The sequence below is a fragment of the Streptomyces sp. 2-1 genome, from assembly GCF_048564895.1.
Taxonomy (GTDB): domain Bacteria; phylum Actinomycetota; class Actinomycetes; order Streptomycetales; family Streptomycetaceae; genus Streptomyces; species Streptomyces phaeochromogenes.
Genome location: NZ_CP183383.1, coordinates 565,041 through 587,681 on the forward strand (window position 1 = coordinate 565,041; position 22,641 = coordinate 587,681).

21 protein-coding genes and 1 pseudogene are annotated in these 22,641 nt (G+C 69.7%); 7 read left to right on the forward strand and 15 right to left on the reverse strand.

All coding sequences use genetic code 11. From position 1 onward, the window contains the following. Positions 1 to 30: 30 nt before the first annotated feature. Complete coding sequence (locus ACN20J_RS02755; protein WP_419665092.1) at positions 31 to 1,494, reverse strand: ABC transporter substrate-binding protein; 1,464 nt, start codon at positions 1,492 to 1,494, stop codon at positions 31 to 33. Positions 1,495 to 1,773: 279 nt separating this feature from the next. Here ACN20J_RS02755 and ACN20J_RS02760 point away from each other — a divergent pair, with 279 nt between their 5' ends. Together ACN20J_RS02760 and ACN20J_RS02765 are read left to right on the forward strand one after the other, a co-directional pair. Beyond that, positions 1,774 to 2,589, forward strand: coding sequence for a sugar phosphate isomerase/epimerase family protein (locus ACN20J_RS02760; RefSeq protein ID WP_419665093.1), 816 nt, complete (start codon positions 1,774 to 1,776; stop codon positions 2,587 to 2,589). Positions 2,590 to 2,660: 71 nt separating this feature from the next. Continuing rightward, entirely contained in the window at positions 2,661 to 3,827 is a 1,167-nt protein-coding gene (locus ACN20J_RS02765; RefSeq protein WP_419665094.1) for a LacI family DNA-binding transcriptional regulator, read from the forward strand. Between the two features lie 63 nt (positions 3,828 to 3,890). On the opposite strand, the gene ACN20J_RS02770 is transcribed toward ACN20J_RS02765, so the two are convergent. From ACN20J_RS02770 to ACN20J_RS02795, 6 genes are all read right to left on the reverse strand, one after another. After that, positions 3,891 to 4,676: a sulfite exporter TauE/SafE family protein gene (locus tag ACN20J_RS02770; protein ID WP_419665095.1), complete on the reverse strand. Its 786-nt coding sequence runs from the start codon at positions 4,674 to 4,676 to the stop codon at positions 3,891 to 3,893. Positions 4,677 to 4,752: 76 nt separating this feature from the next. Then, positions 4,753 to 5,466 (reverse strand): cation transporter, encoded by a 714-nt coding sequence (locus ACN20J_RS02775; RefSeq protein WP_419665096.1) that lies wholly within the window; start codon positions 5,464 to 5,466, stop codon positions 4,753 to 4,755. Further along, complete coding sequence (locus tag ACN20J_RS02780; RefSeq protein WP_189844290.1) at positions 5,466 to 5,801, reverse strand: ArsR/SmtB family transcription factor; 336 nt, start codon at positions 5,799 to 5,801, stop codon at positions 5,466 to 5,468. Before ACN20J_RS02780 ends, ACN20J_RS02775 begins: the two co-directional genes overlap by 1 nt. Positions 5,802 to 6,037: 236 nt before the next feature. Further along, positions 6,038 to 6,499 carry a GNAT family N-acetyltransferase gene (locus ACN20J_RS02785; protein WP_419665097.1) on the reverse strand — a complete coding sequence of 154 codons (462 nt, stop codon included), beginning with the start codon at positions 6,497 to 6,499 and terminating at the stop codon, positions 6,038 to 6,040. A gap of 55 nt (positions 6,500 to 6,554) precedes the next feature. Next, positions 6,555 to 7,082 (reverse strand): aspartate carbamoyltransferase, encoded by a 528-nt coding sequence (locus ACN20J_RS02790; protein WP_419665098.1) that lies wholly within the window; start codon positions 7,080 to 7,082, stop codon positions 6,555 to 6,557. 160 nt (positions 7,083 to 7,242) lie between these two features. Further along, on the reverse strand, positions 7,243 to 8,640 hold the full coding sequence (locus tag ACN20J_RS02795) for an MFS transporter (protein ID WP_419665099.1): 1,398 nt from the start codon (positions 8,638 to 8,640) through the stop codon (positions 7,243 to 7,245). A 105-nt stretch (positions 8,641 to 8,745) separates the two neighbouring features. Between ACN20J_RS02795 and ACN20J_RS02800 the strand changes: the two genes are divergently transcribed. Further along, complete coding sequence (locus ACN20J_RS02800; RefSeq protein ID WP_419665100.1) at positions 8,746 to 9,375, forward strand: TetR/AcrR family transcriptional regulator; 630 nt, start codon at positions 8,746 to 8,748, stop codon at positions 9,373 to 9,375. A gap of 186 nt (positions 9,376 to 9,561) precedes the next feature. Here ACN20J_RS02800 and ACN20J_RS02805 read toward each other — a convergent pair whose 3' ends face one another. Continuing rightward, entirely contained in the window at positions 9,562 to 10,530 is a 969-nt protein-coding gene (locus tag ACN20J_RS02805) for an alpha/beta hydrolase family protein (protein WP_419665101.1), read from the reverse strand. 194 nt (positions 10,531 to 10,724) lie between these two features. Further along, positions 10,725 to 11,414 (reverse strand): annotated as a pseudogene (locus ACN20J_RS02810) (haloacid dehalogenase type II). Between the two features lie 411 nt (positions 11,415 to 11,825). Between ACN20J_RS02810 and ACN20J_RS02815 the strand changes: the two are divergent. Then, on the forward strand, positions 11,826 to 12,548 hold the full coding sequence (locus ACN20J_RS02815; RefSeq protein WP_419665102.1) for a VOC family protein: 723 nt from the start codon (positions 11,826 to 11,828) through the stop codon (positions 12,546 to 12,548). A 116-nt stretch (positions 12,549 to 12,664) separates the two neighbouring features. On the opposite strand, the gene ACN20J_RS02820 is transcribed toward ACN20J_RS02815, so the two are convergent. The 3 genes from ACN20J_RS02820 to rox form a co-directional block, all read right to left on the reverse strand. Next, positions 12,665 to 14,215, reverse strand: a complete 1,551-nt coding sequence (locus ACN20J_RS02820) for a WD40 repeat domain-containing protein (protein WP_419665103.1) — start codon at positions 14,213 to 14,215, stop codon at positions 12,665 to 12,667. Between the two features lie 138 nt (positions 14,216 to 14,353). Beyond that, complete coding sequence (locus ACN20J_RS02825; RefSeq protein ID WP_189844281.1) at positions 14,354 to 14,674, reverse strand: hypothetical protein; 321 nt, start codon at positions 14,672 to 14,674, stop codon at positions 14,354 to 14,356. Between the two features lie 165 nt (positions 14,675 to 14,839). Continuing rightward, positions 14,840 to 16,270 carry a rifampin monooxygenase gene (rox, locus tag ACN20J_RS02830; protein ID WP_419665104.1) on the reverse strand — a complete coding sequence of 477 codons (1,431 nt, stop codon included), beginning with the start codon at positions 16,268 to 16,270 and terminating at the stop codon, positions 14,840 to 14,842. A gap of 248 nt (positions 16,271 to 16,518) precedes the next feature. On the opposite strand from rox, the gene ACN20J_RS02835 reads away from it, so the two are divergent. Further along, the gene (locus ACN20J_RS02835) at positions 16,519 to 17,790 is read left to right on the forward strand and encodes a hypothetical protein (RefSeq protein WP_419665105.1); all 1,272 of its coding nucleotides are present in this window, start codon (positions 16,519 to 16,521) and stop codon (positions 17,788 to 17,790) included. Between the two features lie 19 nt (positions 17,791 to 17,809). Here ACN20J_RS02835 and ACN20J_RS02840 read toward each other — a convergent pair whose 3' ends face one another. Then, entirely contained in the window at positions 17,810 to 19,081 is a 1,272-nt protein-coding gene (locus tag ACN20J_RS02840; protein ID WP_189844278.1) for a sulfite oxidase, read from the reverse strand. A 527-nt stretch (positions 19,082 to 19,608) separates the two neighbouring features. Here ACN20J_RS02840 and ACN20J_RS02845 point away from each other — a divergent pair. Both ACN20J_RS02845 and ACN20J_RS02850 read left to right on the forward strand, forming a co-directional pair. Then, the gene (locus ACN20J_RS02845; RefSeq protein WP_189844277.1) at positions 19,609 to 20,643 is read left to right on the forward strand and encodes an MDR family NADP-dependent oxidoreductase; all 1,035 of its coding nucleotides are present in this window, start codon (positions 19,609 to 19,611) and stop codon (positions 20,641 to 20,643) included. A gap of 61 nt (positions 20,644 to 20,704) precedes the next feature. After that, positions 20,705 to 21,124: a MerR family transcriptional regulator gene (locus tag ACN20J_RS02850; RefSeq protein ID WP_189844388.1), complete on the forward strand. Its 420-nt coding sequence runs from the start codon at positions 20,705 to 20,707 to the stop codon at positions 21,122 to 21,124. A gap of 66 nt (positions 21,125 to 21,190) precedes the next feature. Here the strand turns inward: ACN20J_RS02850 and ACN20J_RS02855 are convergent, their stop codons facing one another. Both ACN20J_RS02855 and ACN20J_RS02860 read right to left on the reverse strand, forming a co-directional pair. Beyond that, complete coding sequence (locus ACN20J_RS02855) at positions 21,191 to 21,442, reverse strand: hypothetical protein (RefSeq protein ID WP_419665106.1); 252 nt, start codon at positions 21,440 to 21,442, stop codon at positions 21,191 to 21,193. A gap of 146 nt (positions 21,443 to 21,588) precedes the next feature. Next, complete coding sequence (locus ACN20J_RS02860) at positions 21,589 to 22,584, reverse strand: aldo/keto reductase (RefSeq protein ID WP_362302894.1); 996 nt, start codon at positions 22,582 to 22,584, stop codon at positions 21,589 to 21,591. Between the last annotated feature and the right edge of the window lie 57 nt (positions 22,585 to 22,641).

Sequence of the window (22,641 nt, forward strand, 5' to 3'; positions counted from 1 at the left end):
GCTGACATCCGGCTTCCGGGGCGTGGGCGGCTACTTGGCCGGCCGGTAGTCGGAGGTGTACGACCAGTCGGGGAAGGTGAAGCAGTCGAGGGAGACCTTCAGCCCCTGGGCCGCTTCCTTCTTGAGCTCGGACGTGAGGGTCTTCTGCCGTTGCTCGACGATCCGTTCGGCCTCCGGCTTCAGTGACTTGTCACTGCTCAGGGCGCCGGACATCGCCTCGTACTCCCAGGTGGGACGCTCACCGATGGCCTTGACGTAGGCCTGGGACTTCACCAGGTCCGGGCACTTGGTGACCGGGAGCGGCAGATCGACGCGGTAGCCGGGCTTGCCGGCTATCCCCATGATCTGTCGCATCGCGGGGTCCTTGATGTAGCGGGCGTTGTCCGCGAACGCCAGTGTTCCGAAGCCGCCTTCGAGGTACTCCTTGGCGAAGTAACCGTCGGGCTGGGTCAGCCAGTTCATGAAGGTCCACGCGGCCTTCGACTGCTTCGTCTTCGCGCTCACCCAGTACTTGTTGCCGTCGGGCTGACTCCACAGGGCGCCCTTGGCACCCGAGTCGGGGACGGGGTGCGCGGCGACGGAGTACTGCGAGGAGTCCATGCCGAGGGACTTGAACACCGAGGGGGTCCAGGTGCCGTCCATGATGATGCCGGCCTGTCCCGTGGCGAACTGCTGCCGGGAGAAGTTCTTGTCGTTGGTGCCGGGTGCCAGGTAGCCCTCGCTCTTGAGCTCCTGGATGAACACGAACACCTTCTGCGCCTGCGGTTCGGCCAGCGAGAACGTGCCCTTCTTGTAGTCGAAGAACAAGTCGTTGAAGGTGAATTCGCCGGCTGCGAGTGCGTAGAAGATGCGCTGGAAGTCGACATCCTTGGTGGGCGACGCGATGCAGTACGCCTTCGTCTTCGCCTTGACCCGGGCGCAGGTGCTCTTCAGCTCGGACCAGGTCTTCGGTGGTTTCGCGGTGTCGAGTCCGGCGTCGCCGAAGACCTTCTTGTTGAGGAACATGTAGCCGGGGCCCCAGTAGGTGCTCTCGGAGAAGGGGAACGCGTATGTCTTCCCGTCGAGTTGGTTGACCCCGTCCATGAACGAGCCCTCGGGCCAGCGCTTGGTGAAGCTCGCGGGCATCGCGGAGCCCCCGTTGAGGGGCTGGATCCACTTCTGGTTGAGCAGTTGGGACATGGCCAGCGGACCGTTCTCGCTCCAGTAGAAGATGTCCGGGCCCTGGCCGCTCTGGAAGGCCAGCGGGAGTGTCCGCTTGTACTCGTCCTGGGCGATCGACTGCCACTGCACGGTGATGTCCGGGTGCTGCCGGTGGAACTCCTCGGCGGCCTTCTTGTGGAAGTCCGTCTGCTCCGCCGAGTAGTCCCAGATCTTGAGCGTGGTGCCTGAACTTCCGGAGCTTCCACCGCATCCCGCCAGCAGTGGTGCCAGCAGCAGGGGCGCGAGCGCCAGCCTGCCGATCCGGGTTGCTCCGATTCTGTGTCCTGTGCCCATGGTCGGCTCCTGCTCCGTCGAGATGGCGACCCGAGCGGCTCTCGGGACTGAAGCGCGGATGACGTTAGGGCGCAACATTCGGCCTAGCAAGCGTTTTCACAGAGGAAGTTCAGCAGAATCTCGATCGGACACCATCAACTAGGCCTCTGAACTGCGATGTTGTGCGAACAATCGATCTCTGGCGCGAGTGGCGGTTAGGCTGAGGGAGCGCTTTCACAGATTTTCACGGTGTCGGTCGCGGCCTGCGAGGGTTCGCGAGCGACCGGAGAGGAGTTCGTTGTGCGTGTCCTCGTCCTGACGAAACCGTTCGGTGATCTGCCGCCGGAGGAGCTTGCCGATCAGCTGGCCGAGGCCGGCGCGGACGGCGCCGACCTGCTGGTCAGGGACGGGCAGACCGTCACACCGAGCACGTCCTGGCGCATCGCTGAGACTGCACGCGCCTTGCGCGCCAAGGGACTTGAGACTGGCCTCGTCAGTACGGACCTGACCTCGCCGGACAGCGAGGCCGAGCGGATCATCGGGCACTGTGCCGAGGCCGGCGTGCCGCTGATGCGCGTGGGGTTCTACCGCTACGACGCCGGACTCGACTACGCCACCTGTCTGGACCGCGCCCGCGGCGACCTCGCGGGCCTCGCCGATCTCGCCGCCCGGCACGGCGTCCGGCTCGTGCTCGCGCTGCACCACGGCACGCTGCATCCCTCGGCCGCGCACGCGTTGCGACTTCTGGACGGCCGCGAGGATGTCCTCGTCCATCCCGACCCGGGGAACCAGGCCAAGGAGGGAAGCGAGGACTGGCGGCTCACCCTAGATGTTCTCGGTGGCCTGGGCCGTGTCGGCTGCGTGGGTGTGAAGAACGCGGTGTGGGAACCGGGTGCGGCGCGTGGGTCCTGGAACTGCAGGTGGCAGCCGCTCGCCGACGGCGGTGTCGTCCCCTGGGCCACGATCCTGCCCGGTCTCACGGGGCTCGGTTACACCGGTCCGTTCTCCCTGCACGTCCACTACCCGGCCGACGACCCGCTCGCGGCGGTCCGCCGGGACCTCGGGCACCTGCGCGGAATCCGGGCCGAGCCGACGACCACATCGCCCGCACGCTGACCGACGAACTACTGTGGCCACGGACCGAGGGACACGGGGAGCTGGGCTTGGCAACGTCGAAAGTACCGGACATGACGGAAAATCCGAGATCCTCCGCAGAACCGGATCCGCCGAGGGACGGCATGCCCGAGAAGCCCGAACCGCCCGGCACGGCGAGCGCGTCCGCCACTGCGAGCACTGCCGCCGCTGCGAGCGCGTCCGTCATGGCGAGTGCCTCCGTCGCGAAGAAGGGGGCACGTCAGCGGCGGGTGACGATCACCGATGTCGGTACGGCGGCAGGGGTCTCCACCTCGACCGTCTCCCGCGTTCTCAACGGGACGGCCCGGGTCGACCCCGAACTGGCACGCCGGGTGCAGGACGCGGTCGCCGAACTCGGCTACCGTCCCAACGCCGCCGCCCAGGGTCTGGCCCGCGGCGAGGCCGGCGCCATCGGTGTCCTCGTGCCCGACCTGTCCAACCCGTACTTCCCCGATGTCCTCAAGTCCGTCTCCGCCGTGGCCCGTTCGAACGGGCGGCGGGTGATGGTGATGGAGTCCGACGAGGACGCGACGAGTGAGCACGAGCTCGCCGAGGACCTGATGCGCTGCTGTGACGGAGTGCTGCTGTGCTCGCCACGCATGAACCGCGCCGAGCTCGTCGACCTGTCCATGCGTGGCCACCCTGTTGTGCTGGTCAACCGGATCGTCCCCGGGCTGAGTCTCCCCTCGGTCTCCGTCGACTTCTACGGAGGGATGACCCTGGTCTGCGGCCATCTCACCCAGCTCGGGCATCGCCGCGTGGCCTACCTGAGCGGTCCCGAGGCGTCCTGGGCCAATGCCGAACGCATCCGTGCCTTCGACGCGGCGGCGGCGTTCGGCGTCGACGTCACGGTCATCCCCTGTGGCCATACGGCACGGCATGGCTACGCCGCGGCCGATGCCGTGCGGGATTCCGGTGTCACCGCTGTTGTCGCGTACAACGACCTCGTGGCGCTCGGTGCGGTGACCGCGCTGGAGGAGTCGGGCCTGCGGGTCCCCGAGGACATGTCCGTCATCGGCTGCGACGACATCTCCCTCGACGACCTGCCCAGTTCACGCAGACTCACCACGGCCTCGTTGGCCCGGGACGAGCTGGGGCGGCAGGCCGCGCAGACACTGGAAGCGCTGATGGCCGCCAACGGCGACACCGAACCCAGGGTCATTCCGATGGAGCTGCGGGTACGTCACACCAGTGCTCCTCCGGCGGTGTCTGCGCACTGAGGCGGGGCGAGGTCCGGGGCCTGCACATGCTCCGGTACTGGTGTGTTGCTGAACAGCCACGGTTCACGTCAGGGTCTGGGCTGCGTACAGGGCACCGAGGGCTGTGGCGAGGGTGCCGAGCAGGAGGCGTAGGGCTCGTTCGGGCAGGTGGGGTTGGAGGCGTGCGCCGAGGTAGCCGCCGATCAGTCCGCCGGTGCCGCAGGCGAGTCCGAGCCACCAGTCGGGGGCGACGTCTCCGGAGCTGACAAGGGACAGCACCGCGTAGGCGACGGCGCCGATGAGGGAGGTGGCGAACGTGGCGGCGAGCGCGGCGGGGGCGACGCGTGCGACGGGCAGGCCGCGTCCGACGAGGATCGGGCCCAGGAGGGAGCCCCCGCCGATGCCATAGATGCCCCCGACCACGCCGACCACCAGGGCGAGGCCGGTCAGCGTGTGCGGGGGCAACTCGCCCGTGTGCGGCGGCCGGTGGTGGGCCGGGGTGAGGGCGCGCAGGGACAGCCACAGGCCGAGCGGGAGCAGCAGGGCGGCGATCAGGAGCCGGAAGACGTCCGGACCGGGGAGGGCGTAGACGCGGATGGCCGCGCCGAGGACGACGCCCGGCAGCGTGCCCAGCACCAGACGCCGGGCAAGGCCGCCGCGCAGCGCGCCGTCGTGGCGGTAGCGCCACAGGGCGCCGGGTCCGGCCACGACGTTGAACAGCAGGTTGGTCGGGGTGACCGCCGGGTTGGGCACCCCGAAGACGCTCAGTTGGATGGGGAGGAGGAACACAGCGCCCGACACGCCGACCGGGGCGGTCACGGTCGCGATCAACAGGCCGGCAATCAGCCCTGCCACCAGTGTCCAGTCCACCCTTACTCCCGCTGTCGATCGCCTGGGTCAGTATCGGCGCCCGGGAGCGTGGTGAGGACGGACTGCAACGAGATGTTCATGAGCAGCAGGCGCAGCCGGACCGGCAGCCGCCCGCGTCCGCGGCGTCCTTCGCCGGGGCGGTCGCGGGGGTGATTGTCGGTGCGCAGCAGCCTTTCCCCTGCCAGGCGTCGCGGCCTTCCTTGACGGCGATGGCGGCAATGGCGAGACCGGCGACGGGGTCGGCCCAGGACCAGCCGAGGGCGGCGTTGAGAATCAGGCCGGCCAGCAGCACGGCTGAGAGGTAGGTGCACAGCAGGGTCTGTTTGGAGTCGGCGACCGCGGAGGCGGAGCCGAGTTCCCGTCCGGCGCGCCGCTGGGCAGCGGACAGGAAGGGCATCACAGTCAGGGAGAGGGCGGCGATCACGATGCCGGGCAGGGAACGGTCTGCCTCGCCGGTGCCGGCCAGGGCGCGGACGGCGTCGATGGCCACGTACGCGGCGAGCGCGAAGAACGAGACCGAGATGATCCGGAGCGTCCGGTGCTCCCGGGCTTCCCGGATGGAGTGGTCGCGGGCGGAGAACTGCCAGGCGACCGCTGCGGCGGAGGAGACCTCGATGACGGAGTCCAGGCCGAAGCCGATCAGTGCGGTGGACGAGGCCATCGTGCCCGCCGTCAGAGCCGCGATGGCCTCGACGACGTTGTAGGTGATCGTCGCGGCGACCAGCAGTCGTATCCGGCGGGCCAGGGCTTCGCGACGGGCCGGGGTGGGTCCCAGGGATATCGCGGTCATCAGCAGCAGCCCTTCGTGTCCCCATCGGGGCAGGTCTTGTCGGCCGCCACCGCGACCACCGCGGCACGCAGGTCGTCGAGGGCGTGGCCGAGGCGTTCGTCTGCGAGTTCGTAGCGGGTGCGGCGGCCGTCGGGCGTGGTGACCACCAGGCCGCAGTCGCGCAGGCAGGCCAGGTGGTTGGACAGCCGGGTGCGGGAGATGCCGAGTTGTTCGGCGAGGTCGGCCGGGTAGGCGGGGGCCTGGCGCAGGGCGAGCAGGATCCGGCAGCGGATGGGATCGGCGAGCGCGCGGCCGAAGCGGGCCAGCACGTCGATGTCGGAGGCAACGGTCAGCACGGCGTCATAGTACAGAGAATCCTGAATTCAAGGAAACGTGAATAGTCTGATGCGGGCATGTGCCCGCACCTGCCCAGGACAGGGTGGGGAGTCTCGGCCGACAGCGGCACGATGCGCCGGCGGCTGCGGCTGTGGCCGTGGCTGTGGCTGTGGCTGTGGCTGTGGCTGTGGCAGCGAACCTGCCCTCCTCCGGCGCCGGCGCCCTCCGTGGCACGGTCACCGCTGCGTCACTGCGCCTATGGCACTGCCCGTGATCCGTTGGACAAAGAGGCCCCGTCCATCACGCGGTACATGCCGATCGAGTCGTGCGTGGCGGTGTCGGCGAAGCCGAACCTCTCGTAGAGGAGGCGTGCCGGGCCGTCGGCGATCAGTGAGACGTAGGCGGTGGCTGGCGCTCGGCGCTCCAGTTCCGCGGTGAGCGCCGCCATGATGCGCTTGCCGAGACCGCGCCCCTGGTGTGCGGGGTGGACGCAGATGTCGACGATCTGGAACGCGGTACCGCCGTCCCCGATGATGCGGCCCATACCGATGGGCTCCCCCTCGTGGCGAAGAACCACCCCGTGCCAGGTGTTGGGCAGAGCGAGCGCCACCGCTTCTGGGTCTTTGTCCGAGAGACCGGCCTCGGTGCGCAGGCGGCGGAAGACCTCGACGGAGGGCACCCCCGCGCTCAACTCGTACAGGTCGTTCAAGCTGTCCACTTCCGATCGTGTGATGTGCGCGGTGACGGGTCCGCTCCGGTGCTCGGCTCGTTGGTCAGTGTCCTGCTTCGGCGTGGTCGCCGTGGTCGCCGAGCTGGGCTTCGAACCAGTCGTGCAGGGCATCGACCAGGGCGGGCTCGTCGGTGGTGTAGGTGAGAGTGGCCCCGTCGGGCCGCTCGCGGTATCGCACCTCGATGTGCTTGTAGCCGCCTTGAAGTTCCGTCAGGCCCGGCATGTCGTCGCCGTGGATCTGGGCGGGGTCGCCGAAGTCTCCCCGGCCGAACGCTTTGGCCTCCTGCTGGAGGTGGGTGCGTATGAGACTGACCTGCTGGGCGTCGTCGGGCTGGTCGGCGACGACGTCCTGGACGCCGCCGGTCCTGGTCGGGGTGAAGTGGTGGGTGGTCTCCTCCAGATCGAAGGGCATCACGGTCCGGCCGCGTTCGGCGACCGCCGCCTGCCGGCCGGGCCGCCCCTCGCCACTGTCCTGCTGAGGGCCGCCGATCAGGAGGGCTGCGCCCAGTGCCGCGCCGACACTCGCCGTGGTGATGCCGACTGCCAGCAGCGGCCGCTTGCCAATGTTCATCGAGTGCCTCCGTGAGTACTTCGAGGGCGTGTAAGTACGTCTCTCCGTCGCGGGTGGGATCGCTGCGCTGTGACCGAGGGTGCGTGGAGTCGGCCCTCGATTTCGTCTGCTCCGCAGCTGTGGACGTGCCGGCTGCAGCCCGCCCCCGTCGGCCCGGGGCCTACGCGCTCTTGGCGGGGATCAGCCACACGGCGATAGCTGCGGAGACCGCGGCTATGCCCGTGGCGACGAGGAACGCGTCGTCGAAACCGGAGCCGGTCCGGGTGCCGACGTGGGCGGCGATGCTCGTGGCGGCGGCACTGGAGACGGCCGCCGCGCCGGCCGAGGCGCCGAACTCGTGGAAGGTGCTGACGATGCCCGACGTCACCCCGGCCTCGTGCGGGGCGACGCTGGCGAGCGCGGTGGCGGAGGCGACGACGAACAGAGCGCCCAACCCGGCCGCGGCGACGCTGACGCCGGTGACCATCGCGGTGGTTCCGGACCAGAGCACTGGCACGAGGAACCCGGCGGCTGCCACAGCCAGGGAGAACACAGCCAGCAGCCGGGCTCCCAGCCGGCCGATCACGCGGCCGGCGGCTGCGGCGGCGGCCATGGTCAGCAGCGCTACCGGCAGGAACAGCACGCCGGTCTTCAGGGCACCGTGGCCCTGCTGGTCCTGGAGGTAGAAGGAGCCGAGGAAGAAGGCCCCCACCATCAGCGCCGTGGTGACAGCGATCACGAAGATCCCCGCGACCACCGGGCGCCGGCCCAGCAGACGCAGATCCATCAGCGGTGTCGCCGCCCGACGCTGCCAGAGGGCGAAGGCCCCGTAGGCGACTGCCGCGGCGGCGACCAGGGCGACGGTGACGATGTCCAGCCAGCCGTGGTCACCGGCGCGGATCAGGGCGTAGATGAGGGCGCCGGTCGCGGCGGCGACCAGAGCGGCACCGGGTATGTCGAGGGAACCGGTGCCCGCGCGAGGCAGGCCGGGCAGGATCCGGGCCAGCGCGACGAGGACGACCAGGCCGACGGGAACGTTGACGAAGAAGACCCAGGCCCAACCCGGACCTGCCGTGATCAACCCGCCCAGCAGCACGCCGAGGGCAGCACCCCCGCCGCCGAGCGCCGACCAGATGCCCAGCGCGCGATTGCGCTCGTCACCGTCGAACAGCCGCACCACCACTGACAGAGCGGCGGGCGAGAGCATCGCGGCTCCGACCCCCTGGGCGACCCGGGAGGCGAGCAGCAGCGGGGCGCCGGTGGCGAGTCCGGCGGCCAGCGATGCCGCGGTGAACACCGCGAGCCCGGCCAGGACGACCCGCTTCGGGCCGAACAGGTCCGCGGCCCGGCCGCCGAGCAGCATCAGGCTGCCGAACGTGAGGGCATATCCGCTGACCACCCAGGTCAACGCCGCGCGGCCCAGGTCCAGCTCCACGCCCATGTCCGGCAGCGCGATCGCGACCACGGTGATGTCGAGGATCAGCATCAGCTGGGCCAGCCCCAGCAGCCCCAGGACTGTCCAGCGCAGCGGATGCGGTGCATCCGGTGCGCGTGTGGTGGTGGTTTCCGTGTCGCTCATGACGCTCACCCCTCGCCGTTAAGTCGTACAGGTATGTTCACGTTATACGCCCTGGGGGTATAAACCAAACAGCCCTGTACGACTTACTGGGGTACTATGGGACGCATGGGCAGTAAGAACTCCACGGCCACCAAGCGTGCCGACGCACTGCGCAGCATCGAGGCGATCGTGCAGGCCGCTGCCGAATGCCTCGGACAGAATCCCGAGGCGAGCCTGAGCGAGATCGCGCGGGCCGCGGGGGTGGGCCGAGTGACGCTGTATGCGCACTTCACCTCCCGGGCGGAGGTCGTCGACGCGGCGATGAGCCGCGCCATCGACCGCGGCAACGAGGTACTCAACACGGTCGACCTGACTGGCGACCCGCGGCTCGCCCTGACGCAGTACATCGAGGCCGGCTGGCATCTGGTGGACGAGGCTCGGGCGCTCCTTGCCGCCGCACAACGGGAGCTTTCCGCGGGACGCATCCGCGAGCTGCACGCCGGGCCCGCCGCCCGGGTCGAGGCGCTGGTCTCCCGTGGCCGCGCCGAGGGCGCCTTCCGCACGGACCTGCCGATCGCGTGGCTGGTCAACGTCCTGCACACGGTCATGCACAGCGCGGCAGAAGAGATCCGCGCCGGCCGCCTCACCTCCGACCGCGCAGCCGACCACATCACGGCCACGGTGCTCGCCGCCTTCACACCTCCGGGGAAACCGGTACCCGAGCCCGGCGGCGGAGCCCAACGACAACAGCATTGACGTCCTCCACCGCGATCAGGCGGCGGTGAGCGGTGCCACCCGCTCAGCGGCCCCGGACCGGACCTTGCACACCGTCAGACGTGCGGCTCAGCTGCTGGTCCGGAGAAGGTACCGGTACCTGTAACACTCAGTCCCGCCAGGGCTGTTGCTGCCACGCGCAGCCGCCGGCCGGTATTGCGGCTTGGCCTACTTGGATTCGACTCGCCCGAGCGGGTTGGGGTCGGCCGTCAACGCGTCGCGCGCCTCCTGCCAAGCGGGATCGCCAGGGTAGAGCTCACTGCGGAGGTAGGCCCAGGTGAGCCGCTGGACCGCGGACACCCGCTCGATGTTCTCGTCCGTGGTCTCGGCGACGTCGTATCCGGAGACCCCGCCGAGCCCGTGTTCCGCGTCGAAGAGGGTGAGCAGGGACTTGGGGCCCGGGGAGAGGACGTACGGGTCGGCGTGCCAGTCCGCGCCCGCGACCGTCAGGTGGGCGGAGGTGTCCTTGTCGCCGGCGACCACGAGCGTGGGTGTCGTCATCTTGGAGAAGTCCGTGGTCAGGAAGAAGGAGAGATTCTCGGCCACGTACTCGGTCAGGGCGTCACCGCCCCTGCCGGGCGCGGCGAGCAGGACGCCCGCCTTGATCCGGGGTTCGGCCAGGTTCACGTCCGTTCCGTCGTCCGGATCGGTGAGCCGGGCGCCGAGCAGCAGGCTCGCGGTGTGCCCGCCCATCGAGTGCCCCGCCACGGCGACCTTGCTGTGGTCCAGCCGCCCGAGGAGTTGCGGGACGGCTGCCTCGATCACGTCGAGCTGGTCGAGGATCCGTGTCATGTCCTCGGCCCGTGAACGCCAGTACAGGGGTGCCCCGGGGGTGCTCGGATCCAGGTTCAGCGTCCTGGAGCTCAGATGGGTGGGCTGGATCACGACGAAGCCGTGCGCCGCCCAGAAGTTGGCGAGTGGGGCGTAGCCGTTCAGCGAGGAGAGGTGGTTCGAGTAGCCCTGCCCGTGCGAGAGGAGGATGACCGGCAGGTCGCTCCCCGTCACCGGCGCGGAGACCCGTACCTGAAGGTCCACCGCTCGACCGGGGGCCGACAGCACCACCGGGCTGACCGAGAGGACGGGGAGGACGGGCGTGGGCGAGCTGACGGTGTCGGCCGTCTGAGCCGATGCGCTCATGATGCGGGTTTCCCTTCAATGGCCTCCGCTGCCGGTCTCGTTCGGGCCGACGGCAGGCGAGGCGGGCAGAAGCATCCGGCTTCGACCAAGCCGAAGCGGAGCGTTGTTCCGCTTAACGTACGGAACAGTGTTCCGCTTTGTCAACGGCCACTGGAAGGAGAGCGAGGCACCCCTGCGGGCACCTCCGGGGAGGCTTACGCCGTCAGCTCGGTGACCAACTCGTCCAGGCTGCTCGAACGCCAATTGAACGTGTCGGTGCTCGCCGGCGGATCCCCAACCGGTCGGCGCACGTAGGCGGTTCGCATTCCCACCGCCTGCGCTCCGCGAAGGTCCCAGGCGTGAGCGGCGACCATCAGCACCCGCTCCGGTGGACAACCGGCCGCGTCGAGCGCGAGCCGGTAGACCTCCGGCGCGGGCTTGTAAGCATGGGCGTCTTCGGCCGACAAGGCCTGGTGCCAGCCCAGTTGGGCGTACGCGTTGAGGCGGAGGAGGGTCGCGCGGCTGGCGTTGGAGAGTCCCAGGACCGGAAATCGCCGGGCGAGGCGCGCGAGTCCAGCGACGGAATCATCCCAGGGCTTCAGGCGCTGACTCGCCGTAGCCAGTCACGCGATGGCCACCGGGTCGGTGAGCCCGGCGCGGTCGGCTACGAGTTGGGCCGCCTCGCGGTCGATGACCTCGGTGCTGGCGTACGCCCGGCCCTTCTCCGCAATGCGTTGCTGCTCGTGCTCGACATGGCCTTGCCACACCGTGAGCAGCCGCTCGACGGACTCGCCGTCGGCCCCGGGCACCGCGTCGCGGATGGCCGCTCGGAGTCCGCCCGGCTCGTCGACCATCGTTCCGAGGATGTCGAAGACGATGACCTCGATGCCTGATGCCTCGGCCACGTGGTCTCCTCCTCACTGCGGTCAGGTGTCACGCTGCCCTGGTCAACACGCAGGTAGCGATTGTCGCCCGACCTTGCGTCACCAGTCAAGGAGGTGACGAACGGATCGTTCCCAGTAGCTTGGCGGGCCCGTCGACGCAGCAATGCGCGAGCCAATCGCGGCTCGCAGTCGTCCGAGACGCACTCCTTGCGCGCACAACTCGGCGGCCTTGAACCGCACTTGCTCCCGCCGAGTCCGCTGCTTCGCGGTCAGGTCACCGCTGTGGGAAACCGACGGTTGCCAGGCTCGGTGCCGACCGCCTCGAATACTCGGATGCGGGTGACGCCTACTCGCGCCTAAGCTCCGCTGCGGGGACCGACAGGGCGCCCTGTCGGTGGCGGTCAGTCAGTGGAAACGGGGATGTGCAGGGGAATGACTTCTCAACTGTTCGCGGTCTGCTTCGGGGCGACCGAGCCACTGGTTCTCGCACGCTTCTGGTCCGGAGTCCTGGGCTGGGAGATGGTCGACGATCCGGACGACGGCGTCACGCTCCTGCCCAGTGATGACACCGGGTTCCGCATCCGTTTCCTTCCGAGCCAGGAGCCGAAGGTCGTCCAGAACCGGATGCACTTCGATCTGACCAGTACGTCTCTGGAGGACCAACAGGAGACGGTGGACAGGGCCCTGGGACTTGGTGGACGGCACATCGACATCGGCCAGCTCCCGGAGGAGGGCCACGTGGTGCTCGCCGACCCCGAAGGCAACGAGTTCTGCGTCGTCGGGCCGGGCAACAGCTTCCTCGCCGACTGCGGATTCATCGGGGCGCTGGCCTGCGACGGTTCGCAGGAGGTCGGGTACTTCTGGAGCGAAGCGCTGGGATGGCCGCTGGTCTGGGATCAGGATCAGGAGACCGCGATCCGCTCGCCGCACGGCGGTCCGAAGATCACGTGGGGTGGTCCGCCAGTGGCGCCGAAGACGGGCAAGGACCGGCTGCGTTTCGACCTCGCTCCGCCTGCCGAAGGTGATCGGCAGGCAGAGGTCGACCGTCTGCTCTCCCTCGGGGCCAAGCGAATCGACACCGGCCGGGGCGAAGGCAGTTGGGTGGAGCTGGTCGATCCCGACGGCAACGAGTTCGCTGTGCTGACGCCCCGGTAGCTCCGGCGGCGTCCGAGGGTCCCGGGTACGGGGTCCGGGGTCCGGGGTCCGGGGTCCGGGGTCCGGCGGGGCACGTAGAACATGGCCTGGAGAGGCAACTCCCCCGCCCGGCACTATCAGTTGATCTGCCACAGCCGGACGGTGCCGTCATGGCTCCCGCTGGCGAGCGTGGTGCCGTCCGGGCTGAACACCACGGATCGCACCGTGCCCGTGTGGCCGGTGAGGGTGGCGACGTTCGTACGCCTCGCGACGTCCCAGAGCCGGACGGTGTGGTCGTCGGGGTAGTCGTTGCCGAACGCGGAGCTGGCACTGGCGCCGCCGCTGGCCAGCATCCGTCCGTCGGGACTGAACGCCACCGACGTCGCAGCGCTGGTGTGGCCTTTGAGAACGGCGATGGTGCGGGCGGAGGAGACGTCCCACAGTCGGATGGTGCGGTCGTAGCTGCTGCTGGCCAGCGTGGTGCCGTCGGGGCTGAACGCCACCGAGTGGACAGTACTGGTGTGGCCGGTCAGGGTGGCCGCACTCGATCGGCGCGCGATGTTCCACAACCGGACGGAGTTGTCGTCGCTGCCGCTGGCGAGCAGCCGCCCATCGGGGCTGAACGCGACCGACAACACGAACGCGCTGTGGCCGTGCAGTATGCCGACATTCGAACCGCTCGCGACGTCCCACAGGCGTACGTGGTCGACGCTGTGGCCGCCGGCCAGGAGGGCGCCGTCCGGGCTGAACGCGACGCACCATGCCCAGTCGATCGTGTCGCTACGGGTCAGGGTCAGGGCGGCTGTCGTGCGTCCGGAAGCCAGATCCCACAGGTGCACTGCGTCCCGGGCATCGGCCAGGGTGGTGCCGTCCGGGTGGAAGGCGACCTCGATCGGGGTGATCCGCCGGGCGTCGGTCAGGAGGGCGGTCGGATGTCCGTTCTTCGGGTCCCACAGCCGGATGGTGCCGTCCTGGATGCCGCCGGCCAACGTACGCCCGTCCGGGCTGAAGGCCAGCGCGGTGATCTCTCCGGCCTGGACCAGGAGCGACACATAGCGGATGCCGTTGGTGACACCGGTCCTTAGAGGGACCGGGGCGAGGGACGCGTCGACAGGGCCGCCCCCTGAGGCAGCCGGGGTGAGCAGCCCAGCGGTGGGGCCCGGGTCGGCGCCGGAACCCCGCTGCGAGGACAGCCGCGACAGGGTCACGCCGGCAGCGGACGCGGCGACGGCTCCGAGTCCGGCCAGCAGGAGTGTGCGACGGCGCCGTCGACTCCCGGCGGGCAGACGTCCCACTTCCACGGCGACGGCGTCAGCCGGCTCCCCCAGGCGCTGCCCGTCGAGCGGCTGCGCCGAAAGCAGCACGGGGCTCGGCTCCTCGTCGCCCTCCACCGGTGCCAGCCAGTACAGCCGGTACGTCGCGGGAGGCGGCAGTGGCCCGGCGCCGTCAGGTACTTCGATCCGCTCCGCGCCCGCACGTACCTCCGGCTCGGCATCCGGCATCTCGACGATCCGCCCCACCGCACTCATGATCCGGGCCGGTGCCCCGGTCATCAGCGGCTGCTGCGCCGGCACCAGCCGCCCGGCCGCGTTGGCCGCCACGGTCTCCTCGTCCGTCCACGACCACGCCGCCGGCTGCGTCGTTTGCCGCTCCAGCGCGAGCCCCACTTCGATCGGTGCCTCCGCCATCCCCTCATGCTCGCAGCGAAGTTGACATCGGAACAGGGCGACGCTCGGTCTCGGCGCCGGGATCGCCGTGGAGCCAGGTCTCGGTCGAACTCGAACTCGATCGCGTGTCCACGGATCCGGTCCGATGCGCTTGCCGTCTCAGCCGGACTGGTCAGCAGGGGTACTTACCGTGCCATCCTCGCCGTAGAAACGACCCTGGTCGCACAGGGCGTCGATCTCGGCGTTCTCCTCCTCGCTCAGTTGCTCGTCCAGGGCGACGCTGATGATGCGGCGGGCATGGGCCAAGCGCCGGGCGACATCCCAGTCGGCGACGAATTCGCCGATGGTGTGCTCGTCGGCGGTTCCGAAGGACTGGCGGGACCCGAGCCGGTCGAGAGAGACCACGAACTCGTTCAGGTCCTGCAGAACTGCGACAACCTCGGTGAGGGGAATGCGTATCTCGCGGGAGGACATGTCCATCGGCCGATCCAACTCCAGAGCTGGTGCTTCGACCTCGACCGTAGCCGATGGGTTCACGGATGGCTGAAGGCCAATTCCAGGTAACCGGAAGGTGATTGCCACTCCCGGGCAGAGCAACCGTCCGGCTTGGGGCCACCACCGGTGATGGCCCCGACAACTACCTGCTCAGCCGACGGCAGCGCCGAACCACCTGGGCAACTGGCTGTGCAGTTCCTGCTGATCGTCGCCGGCCCACGCCACGTGGCCGTCCGGCCGGAGCAGTATCGCGGGCACGTCCAGTTCCTCACTGACGTCGACGACGTGGTCGACCCGGTCCGCCCATCCCGACACCGAGAGCCGACCCGTCTGGTCGAGGAGCAGGCCGCGACCGCCGTGCAGCAGCTCGTAGAGGCGCCCCCGCTTCAGCGCCACGTCCCGCATCCGTCGGCCGAGCAGTTCATGTCCCTCGCCGAAGTCGTAGTGGACGCCGATCGCGATGATCTTCTCGATCAGGTACCGGTTCACCTCCTCGAAGTCCATCAGTTCCGACAACAGCCGGCGCACCGAGAGAGGGCCCGGCTCGGGGGTCATCAGCACGGTCTGCGCGCGGGTGTTGTCCAGTACGTCGGCGGCGACCGGGTGCCGTTCAGCGTGGTAGCTGTCCAACAGCCCCTCCGGCGCCCAGCCGTTGACCTCCGCGGCCAGTTTCCAGCCGAGGTTGAACGCGTCCTGGATGCCGAGGTTGAGGCCCTGCCCGCCCAGCGGCGGGTGGATGTGCGCCGCGTCGCCGGCCAGCAGTACCCGGCCGGTCCGGTAGCGCTCGGCCTGCCGGGTGCCGTCGCCGAAGCGGGAGAGCCAGCGCGGTGAGTGCACTCCGAAGTCGGTGCCGGCGAACGCCCGCAACTGCTGCTTCACCTCCTCGAGGGTCGGCGGGACCGAGCGGTCCTCGGTCAACCCTTCGGCAGGCACGACGACGCGGTACAACGACCCGCCTCCGTAGGGCCCGACGCCGAACCGAAGTTGGGTCTTGCGGACTTCGGTCACCACGGCGGCCACCGTCTCCTGCGAGGCGGTCACCTCCATCTCGCCCAGCAGCGTCTCGGCCCTGGCGGGCTCACCGGGGAAGCCGACGCCGAGCAGCTTGCGCACCGTGCTGCGGCCACCGTCACAGCCGACGAGGTACCGCGAGCGCAACTGCGTGCCGTCCGCCAGCTCGGCGGTGACCCCCTGGTCGTCCTGGCTCAGCCCGACCAGTTCGCTGTCGCGCCGGATGTCGACGCCTAGTTCGGTGGCGTGCTCGGTCAGCAGGCGGTCGGTGACGGGCTGCGGGATGCCGAGAACGTACGGATGTGCGGTGTCCAGCCGGTCCGGCGACGGCTTGGTGATACCGGCGAAGAAGCCACCGACCGGGTACTGCTTCCCCAGCGCGAGGAACCTCTCCAGCAGACCGCGCTGGTCCATCACCTCGACGCTGCGCGCGTGCAGACCGAGCGCGCGGACAACCTTCGTCGGCTCCGTCTCCTTCTCCAGCACGACCGCGTGCACGCCGTGCAGCCGCAACTCGCCGGCCAGCATCAAGCCCGTCGGTCCGCCGCCGACCACGATCACGTCAACCATCAAATCCCCCTCATCCAACAAGACCCCGTGAGACCCATATGCCAAAAAAGGCATACGCAGTTCGTGACTCACTGATTTCCGCCAGTTCTGGCTTCGACCGGAGATTCTGCTGCACGACCCGGGTCTTGCCGCAAGGCCCCCAGTGCGCTATAGGTTGATAGTGGCAAGGAGAGGCGTTCTCCTTGCCTTTGCCATGTACTGGCGGAGCCCCGGGAATGTGTTTCAACTCCATGGGGCAAGGCCCCACCATGAATTCCCGAAGAAGTATTCGACTCGCTTTAGTAGCCCTGCTCACTCTGGTCGCCGCCACGCTGTCACCGGGCGCCATCACCGGTGCGGGAGCCGCCGCCACCGCCTACACCGACCCACTGGAGACGATCAGCGCGAGTGAGCGGGCGGGCTACGGGCTCCGCTGGAACGCGGTCACCCCGGAGACCACCGCGAACCTCGACTCGAAGCTCAACAACGTAGGTGTCACCGAGGTGTTGGAGAGCGCCAACCACCCGGCGCGCTCCTGCAACGCCGCCGAGCGGGGCACCCTGCCGACCGCTCCCACCGCGAGCGCCAGCTTCTGCTGGGACACCGGCGACGCGACGACCCCGGACTGGCACCCCCAGTCGATCACCAGCTCCGGCGACGCCGACGACGACGGCGCCTGGGGTACCAACAGGCTGATCCTGGCCGGGTGGAGCTACGTCGGCACCGGAACGGGCGACGCCCGCTACAACACCGTCCGCGTCGCCTTCATCGACTACAACAACCCCGCGGCGCCCAAGTACCGCTGGGTGCTCCTGGTGACTCCCACCAGCGGCGGCGAGAACTTCGCGCGGGTCGCGGCGCACGCGGGAGGCATGGCCTGGTACGGGGACAAGCTGTTCGTCTCCGGCCAGCAGGGCCACACGAACGCGATCTACGTCTTCAGCATGGAGCACATCCTGCAGGCCTCGGTGAACAGCTCTGCGATCGGCAAGGTCGACGGCGGCTACTCCGCCTGGGGCTACCAGTACGTCATGCCCGCCATCGGCTCATACTCGTACGACGCGGGAGCCTGCACGGGCAATGTCAACACCGCCGTGCCCTGCGTCGGTTCACTCTCGCTCGACCGCAGCAGCGTGCCCAACAGCCTGGTCACCACCGAGTACCTCAACAACGGCACCAAGGGCCGCATGCTGCGCTACAACTTCGGCAGTAACTACCTGCTCAACAGCAGCAGCGCCTCCGGCTCGTTCGTCCCGGCCGTCCAGGGCTACCGGAGCGGCGTGGGGAACATGCAGGGGGTCCTCGCCCACAACAACGTCTGGTACGTCGCACATGCCTCGGCCTCGTCCGGCGTCCACGGACACCTCTGGGGACAGACCACGACCCGCAGCGTGGCCACCTGCGGAGGCACCTACCAGTGCTGGGCAGAGCACCCGGAATCCCTGACGTACTGGCAGAACACGGGACAGGTCTGGTCCCTGACCGAATGGGAGAACCTGCGGACAGTGTTCGCCGTGCCCCTGTCCACGCTCCCCTCCTGAAGCGTGGTGCGGGGCGTCGTCACACCACGCTGACGGGGTGCCGCACCACCGCGTCGAAGAGGTACCCCTGTGTGTTCGGCACGGCGGTGTCCGGCTGAGTACGGCCGGCTGTGTCGGTGGCGCGGGCCAGCAGGTGGGTGGCTCCCGGCGCGTCGGGCCTCCAGCTGAGGGACCAGCGGGACCAGGTACCGGCGCCGGGCCGGTCGTGGAGGCGGGCCGGCCGCCAGCTCGCCCCGGCGTCGGTGCTGACATCGACCCGCGCGACGCCGCCCGCGCCCGACCACGACCGCCCGTGCAGTACGTGCCTCTGTCCCGCCGTGAACGTGGCACCGCTCGCCAGCTCGAACGCGCTCTTCGTGACCTGGCGCGTGATGGGCGCACTGCCGCCCTCCGGGTGGGCGGGGCCGAACAGCCGGTAGAAGGTGGTGTTCCACGGCGAGAAGAGCGGCTGCGCGGACACCTCGATGTCACCGACCCACTTGATCGACGCGATCCCGATCCAGGAGGGCACCAGCACCCGTACCGGATGTCCGTGATCGTGGGGAAGCCGCTCACCGTTCATCTCGTACGCGAGGAGTACGTCGTCCAGCGCCTTGGCCAGCGGCAGCGGACGGCGCACCCTGCCCAGGTTCTCGCCTCCGCTGATGTACTCGGCGTCGAGGCCGCGCGGCTGCACATCCACGGCGTACGGGGACAGCCCGGCCCTGCGCAGCACGTCGGCGAGGCGCACCCCGCGCCAGCGCGCCACACCGATCGCGCCCAGAGTCCACGCGGTCCCGGTGACCGTCTCACCCTGCTGGGTCGTGTAGTAGGAGCGCCCGTTTCCGGCGCACTCGACGAACGCGGTACGGGTGACCGCGGGCAGAGCTCTCAGATCGTCGTACCCGAACTCCACCGCCCGGTCCTCGCCGGGGGCTCCGCGCAGTCCGCTCCCCCACAGCCGCAGCCGCCATTCGTCGGCCTGGAGGACGGGGGTGGCGGTGTGGTTGCGTACGAAGAACCGCTCGTTGGGGGTGTGGAGGCCGGTCCCGCGCAGCGCCTCCCAGCGGGTCTCGGCGTTGGTGCCGCGTTCGATGAACCACTCGGGCGGCAGTGTCTTGACGATCGGCCGGTCGGCGGCGTGGGCGGAAGGCGCGGCCCTCAGCGCCGTCCCTGCGGCGGTGGCGGCGAGCAGGGTGAGCAGTCGACGGCGGGTGACGCCGTCCGCCCTGGCTTCGCCGGCGAGCCACTGGCGCAATCTGCGGCGGTCGTAGGCGGATTCGTCGTGGCCGGCGGGGGCGGCAGAAGGCATGGCGAGTCCTCGTCATAGGAGGTGAACAGCACGAGAGGAGGTCAGGGCGCGGGCCGGGGCAGGCACCCAACGGCCGGGATTCCGAACGCAACAGGCCTGCACGGCAAGGCTGTTGACGGGAGGCGCGAGGAAGCGCGTGGTCAGCCGGTCGTCCGACACAGCGCCGCGGCCACCCGGACGAGGTCCACGGTGCGGCGGCGGGTCAGAGGCTCCGGCGACGGCATGGCGGGATGCAAACACGTGGCTCGCCAGGGTGTCAATGGCGCCTTCGTGTCGGGGAGTTGGCTTGGCTCGGCGCCACCAGTGCTCCTGCCTGCTCGAACACACCAGCGGGACGGCGGAGACGCGGGGTACTCCGGAAGGCGGGAATCGCCATCGAGTGGCGGGCCGGACGGCTGCGGCTGTCTTGCCCTTGACGCGCGCGTCAAGGGTTAGCGTCTGCGCGCCGACGGCCGGGCCCGGGCAGGTCCGGCTGCCGCCCGCGCCCACCTAGGCACTCGCCTACTCACCTACTCAGGAGCCCCGACATGGCCACTGTCCTGCCTTCAACGACGCGCGAGATCCTGCTGACCGACAACCCGCAGGGGCTGCCCGGGCCCGAGCACTTCACGGTCGTGGAGAAGCCGCTCTCCGCCCCCGGTCCGGGTCAAGTCCTCGTCCGGAACCGGTACTTCCTCGTGTTCCCGGGGCTGCGCACCCTGATCGGCGGCCAGGCCGACGGCGTACCACTGCCGCGTATCCACGTCGGTGACACACTCTTCGGTCCCGCCGTCGGCGAGGTCGTCGCGGCCTCCGCAGACAGTTCGTTTCGGCCGGGAGACACGGTCAGCCACCTGCTCGGATGGCGCGAGCACGCGCTGGTGGCGGAGGACGACTGCGCTCCGCTGGGCGATGCCCTGCCCGACCCGGTGGCCCACCTGTCATCCGGGGCGGCCGCCTACGGAGCACTGACCCGGCTCGCCGAAGTCCGCGCCGGAGACACGGTGTTCGTCACGGGGGCGGCCGGCGGCGTGGGGTCGCTGGCGGGCGCTCTGGCGCGTCTGCTGGGGGCCACGAGGGTCATCGGCAGCACCCGTTCGCCGGACAAGGCCGAGCGGCTGGGGGTCGAACTGGGCTACGACGCCGTGCTGGTGCCGGGATCCCAGTCGCTGGACACGCAGTTGGCCGCGGCTGCGCCGGAGGGCATCGACGTGCTGCTGGACACCGTCGGCGGTGAGCAACTCACCGCGGCGGTACGCGCCGCTCGCCGCGGTGCCCGCTTCGCACTGGTCGGTGCTCTGGCCGGGCAGTTGTCGCCGCACCGGGACGGTGGCAGTGCGCCCGCGGAGATCGACACGTTCCGGCTCGTCAACCAGAGCGTCTCGCTCCGCGGCTACAGCGGTATGGATCACCCCGAGGTGAACGAGGAATGGACCAAGCGCTTCGGGCAGTGGCTGCGCTCCGGGGAGATCACCTTCCCGCACGTACGGGTTCCGGGCATGGATCGGGCGCCGCGAGCGTTGCAGGAACTGTTCGAGGGGCGGCACTTCGGGACCGTCGTCGTGGAGTTGCCGCCACGGTGACGCTACGGGGGCACGGGCAGAAGCACGGCGTATGCGTGAGGAAGTCCGAGGCGGGGGCGGGATGCGGATCGGGGATGCGGCGGCAGCGGCGGGGACCACGCCCCGGGCGCTGCGGTTCTACGAGGAACGCGGCGTGCTGCCACCGCCGCCGCGGACGGCCTCCGGACAGCGTGAGTACGGGCCGGACGATGTGGCCAGAGCCCGCGTCGTCCGTGAGCTGCTGGCGCTCGGGCTCACCGTCGAGGATCTGAGCGGTGTCGCCGACCGGATCGACGTGCTGGTCAAGAATCCCCAACGGCGCTGCGGGCCCCCCGACCCCGGCGTCCCCGGCTCCAGGGTCGCCGACCGCAGACTGGCAGCGCTCGACGCCGAGATCGACCGCCTGACCCGCCTGCGCGACCGTCTGGCACAGCACGTGGACGATGGGCCCGGCTCGTCTCACTCTTCACCTGCGGCGGCCGCGGCGGCTGAGGCCCAGTAGGCCGTCTGGCCATCTGGCCGTCTGGCCGTCTGGCCACCTGCCCGATGCCCGGTGAGGACACGCCGGTCAGTTCGGCACGAAGAGGCTCAGTCGGAAAGTGGTCGGGTGCACCGTGCGTCCGCAGAGCGTGTCGATCCGCACCGCCGACCAGTCGATCTGTGTGTCCGACGCTCGGAGCCGGCGCATGTGATCGCGCCATTCCGCCCCGTCCTGGGTCTCGAAGAGCACTTCCCAGCGGCCCAGGTCAGGCGCGAAGCGAGCAGCCGCCCGCTCTGCCTCGTCCCGCCGCTGATGCTTCCTCTTCCGCTGCCCTGGCATCGGCCCAGCATCGCCGGGCTGCAGCGTCACAGCAAGGCCATTACCTACTGCTCGACCAGCATGACGTTCATCATTTGCCATTTGCCGGACAAGCCCTCGTAGGACTCCGTGACAGACCTCGTCGGAGTGTTGCCGCAGGCGCGAACTCAGTTGCCGACGCCGAGGCCGGCCATGAACGCGGACGGGTATCGATCTCCGCGCGCCGCACCCGGCGGCACCGCCTTCTCGATCTCGGCGAGGTCGTCCGCGGTGAGGGTCAGCTCCAGTGCGGGCACCGCCTCGGCCAGCCGCTCGCGGGTGCGAGCGCCGACCAGCGGCACGATGTCCTCGCCCTGTGCGGCCACCCAGGCGATGGCCAGTTGGGCGACTGTGCACCCCTTAGCGTCGGCGACTCGGCGCAGTGCCTCCACGAGGGCGAGGTTGTGTTCCACGTTTCCGCTCGCGAAGCGCGGGCTGAAACCACGACCGTCACCGGGGCCGACCGTGCGGCCGGCGGACCAGTGCCCGGAGATGAGGCCACGGCTGAGGACGCCGTACGCGGTCAGGCCGATGCCGAGCTCCCGGAGCGCAGGCAGGATGTCCGCCTCCACCGCGCGGGACAGCAGGGAGTACTCGATCTGAAGATCGGCGACCGGGTGGACGGCATGCGCCCGGCGGATCGTCGCCGCGTCGACCTCCGAGAGGCCGAGGTACCGGACGTACCCGGCGTCGATCATCTCCTTGATCGCGCCCACCGTCTCCTCGATCGGTACCGCCGGGTCGAGCCGGGCGGGACGGTAGATGTCGATGTGGTCGGTGCCCAGCCGGGTCAGCGAGTAGGCGAGGAAGTTCTTCACCGCCTCGGGCCGGCCGTCCTGCCCGCCGAACTCGCCACCCGGCCCGCGCAGTTGGCCGAACTTGACGCTCAACCGGTAGCTGTCCCGGTCCCGGCCGCGCAGCGCCTCCGCGAGCAGGAGTTCGTTGTGGCCCATGGCGTAGAAGTCACCGGTGTCGATCAGCGTGACGCCGGTCTCCAGCGCGGCGTGCACGGTGGCGATACTCTCCGCGCGGTCGGCCGCGCCGTAGGCGCCCGACATGCCCATCGCGCCGAGGCCCAGTGCGGAAACGGCAGGGCCGGTGGTGCCCAGGGTTCGTGTCTGCATCGTGTTCTCCTTCGTCGTCGGTCTGCCGTCCACCTTGCGGCCGCGCCGCGACGTACG

Bases quoted from the DNA above. Each gene is read 5' to 3' on its own strand.
- ACN20J_RS02850 (WP_189844388.1), top strand. From the start codon at position 20,705: ATGCGGATCGGGGATGCGGCGGCAGCGGCGGGGACCACGCCCCGGGCG.
- ACN20J_RS02805 (WP_419665101.1), bottom strand. From the start codon at position 10,530: ATGAGCGCATCGGCTCAGACGGCCGACACCGTCAGCTCGCCCACGCCC.
- ACN20J_RS02855 (WP_419665106.1), bottom strand. From the start codon at position 21,442: ATGCCAGGGCAGCGGAAGAGGAAGCATCAGCGGCGGGACGAGGCAGAG.
- rox (WP_419665104.1), bottom strand. From the start codon at position 16,270: ATGGTTGACGTGATCGTGGTCGGCGGCGGACCGACGGGCTTGATGCTG.
- ACN20J_RS02815 (WP_419665102.1), top strand. From the start codon at position 11,826: ATGACTTCTCAACTGTTCGCGGTCTGCTTCGGGGCGACCGAGCCACTG.
- ACN20J_RS02755 (WP_419665092.1), bottom strand. From the start codon at position 1,494: ATGGGCACAGGACACAGAATCGGAGCAACCCGGATCGGCAGGCTGGCG.
- ACN20J_RS02820 (WP_419665103.1), bottom strand. From the start codon at position 14,215: ATGGCGGAGGCACCGATCGAAGTGGGGCTCGCGCTGGAGCGGCAAACG.
- ACN20J_RS02825 (WP_189844281.1), bottom strand. From the start codon at position 14,674: ATGGACATGTCCTCCCGCGAGATACGCATTCCCCTCACCGAGGTTGTC.
- ACN20J_RS02840 (WP_189844278.1), bottom strand. From the start codon at position 19,081: ATGCCTTCTGCCGCCCCCGCCGGCCACGACGAATCCGCCTACGACCGC.
- ACN20J_RS02860 (WP_362302894.1), bottom strand. From the start codon at position 22,584: ATGCAGACACGAACCCTGGGCACCACCGGCCCTGCCGTTTCCGCACTG.
- ACN20J_RS02845 (WP_189844277.1), top strand. From the start codon at position 19,609: ATGGCCACTGTCCTGCCTTCAACGACGCGCGAGATCCTGCTGACCGAC.
- ACN20J_RS02800 (WP_419665100.1), top strand. From the start codon at position 8,746: ATGGGCAGTAAGAACTCCACGGCCACCAAGCGTGCCGACGCACTGCGC.
- ACN20J_RS02765 (WP_419665094.1), top strand. From the start codon at position 2,661: ATGACGGAAAATCCGAGATCCTCCGCAGAACCGGATCCGCCGAGGGAC.
- ACN20J_RS02790 (WP_419665098.1), bottom strand. From the start codon at position 7,082: ATGAACATTGGCAAGCGGCCGCTGCTGGCAGTCGGCATCACCACGGCG.
- ACN20J_RS02775 (WP_419665096.1), bottom strand. From the start codon at position 5,466: ATGACCGCGATATCCCTGGGACCCACCCCGGCCCGTCGCGAAGCCCTG.
- ACN20J_RS02835 (WP_419665105.1), top strand. From the start codon at position 16,519: ATGAATTCCCGAAGAAGTATTCGACTCGCTTTAGTAGCCCTGCTCACT.
- ACN20J_RS02795 (WP_419665099.1), bottom strand. From the start codon at position 8,640: ATGAGCGACACGGAAACCACCACCACACGCGCACCGGATGCACCGCAT.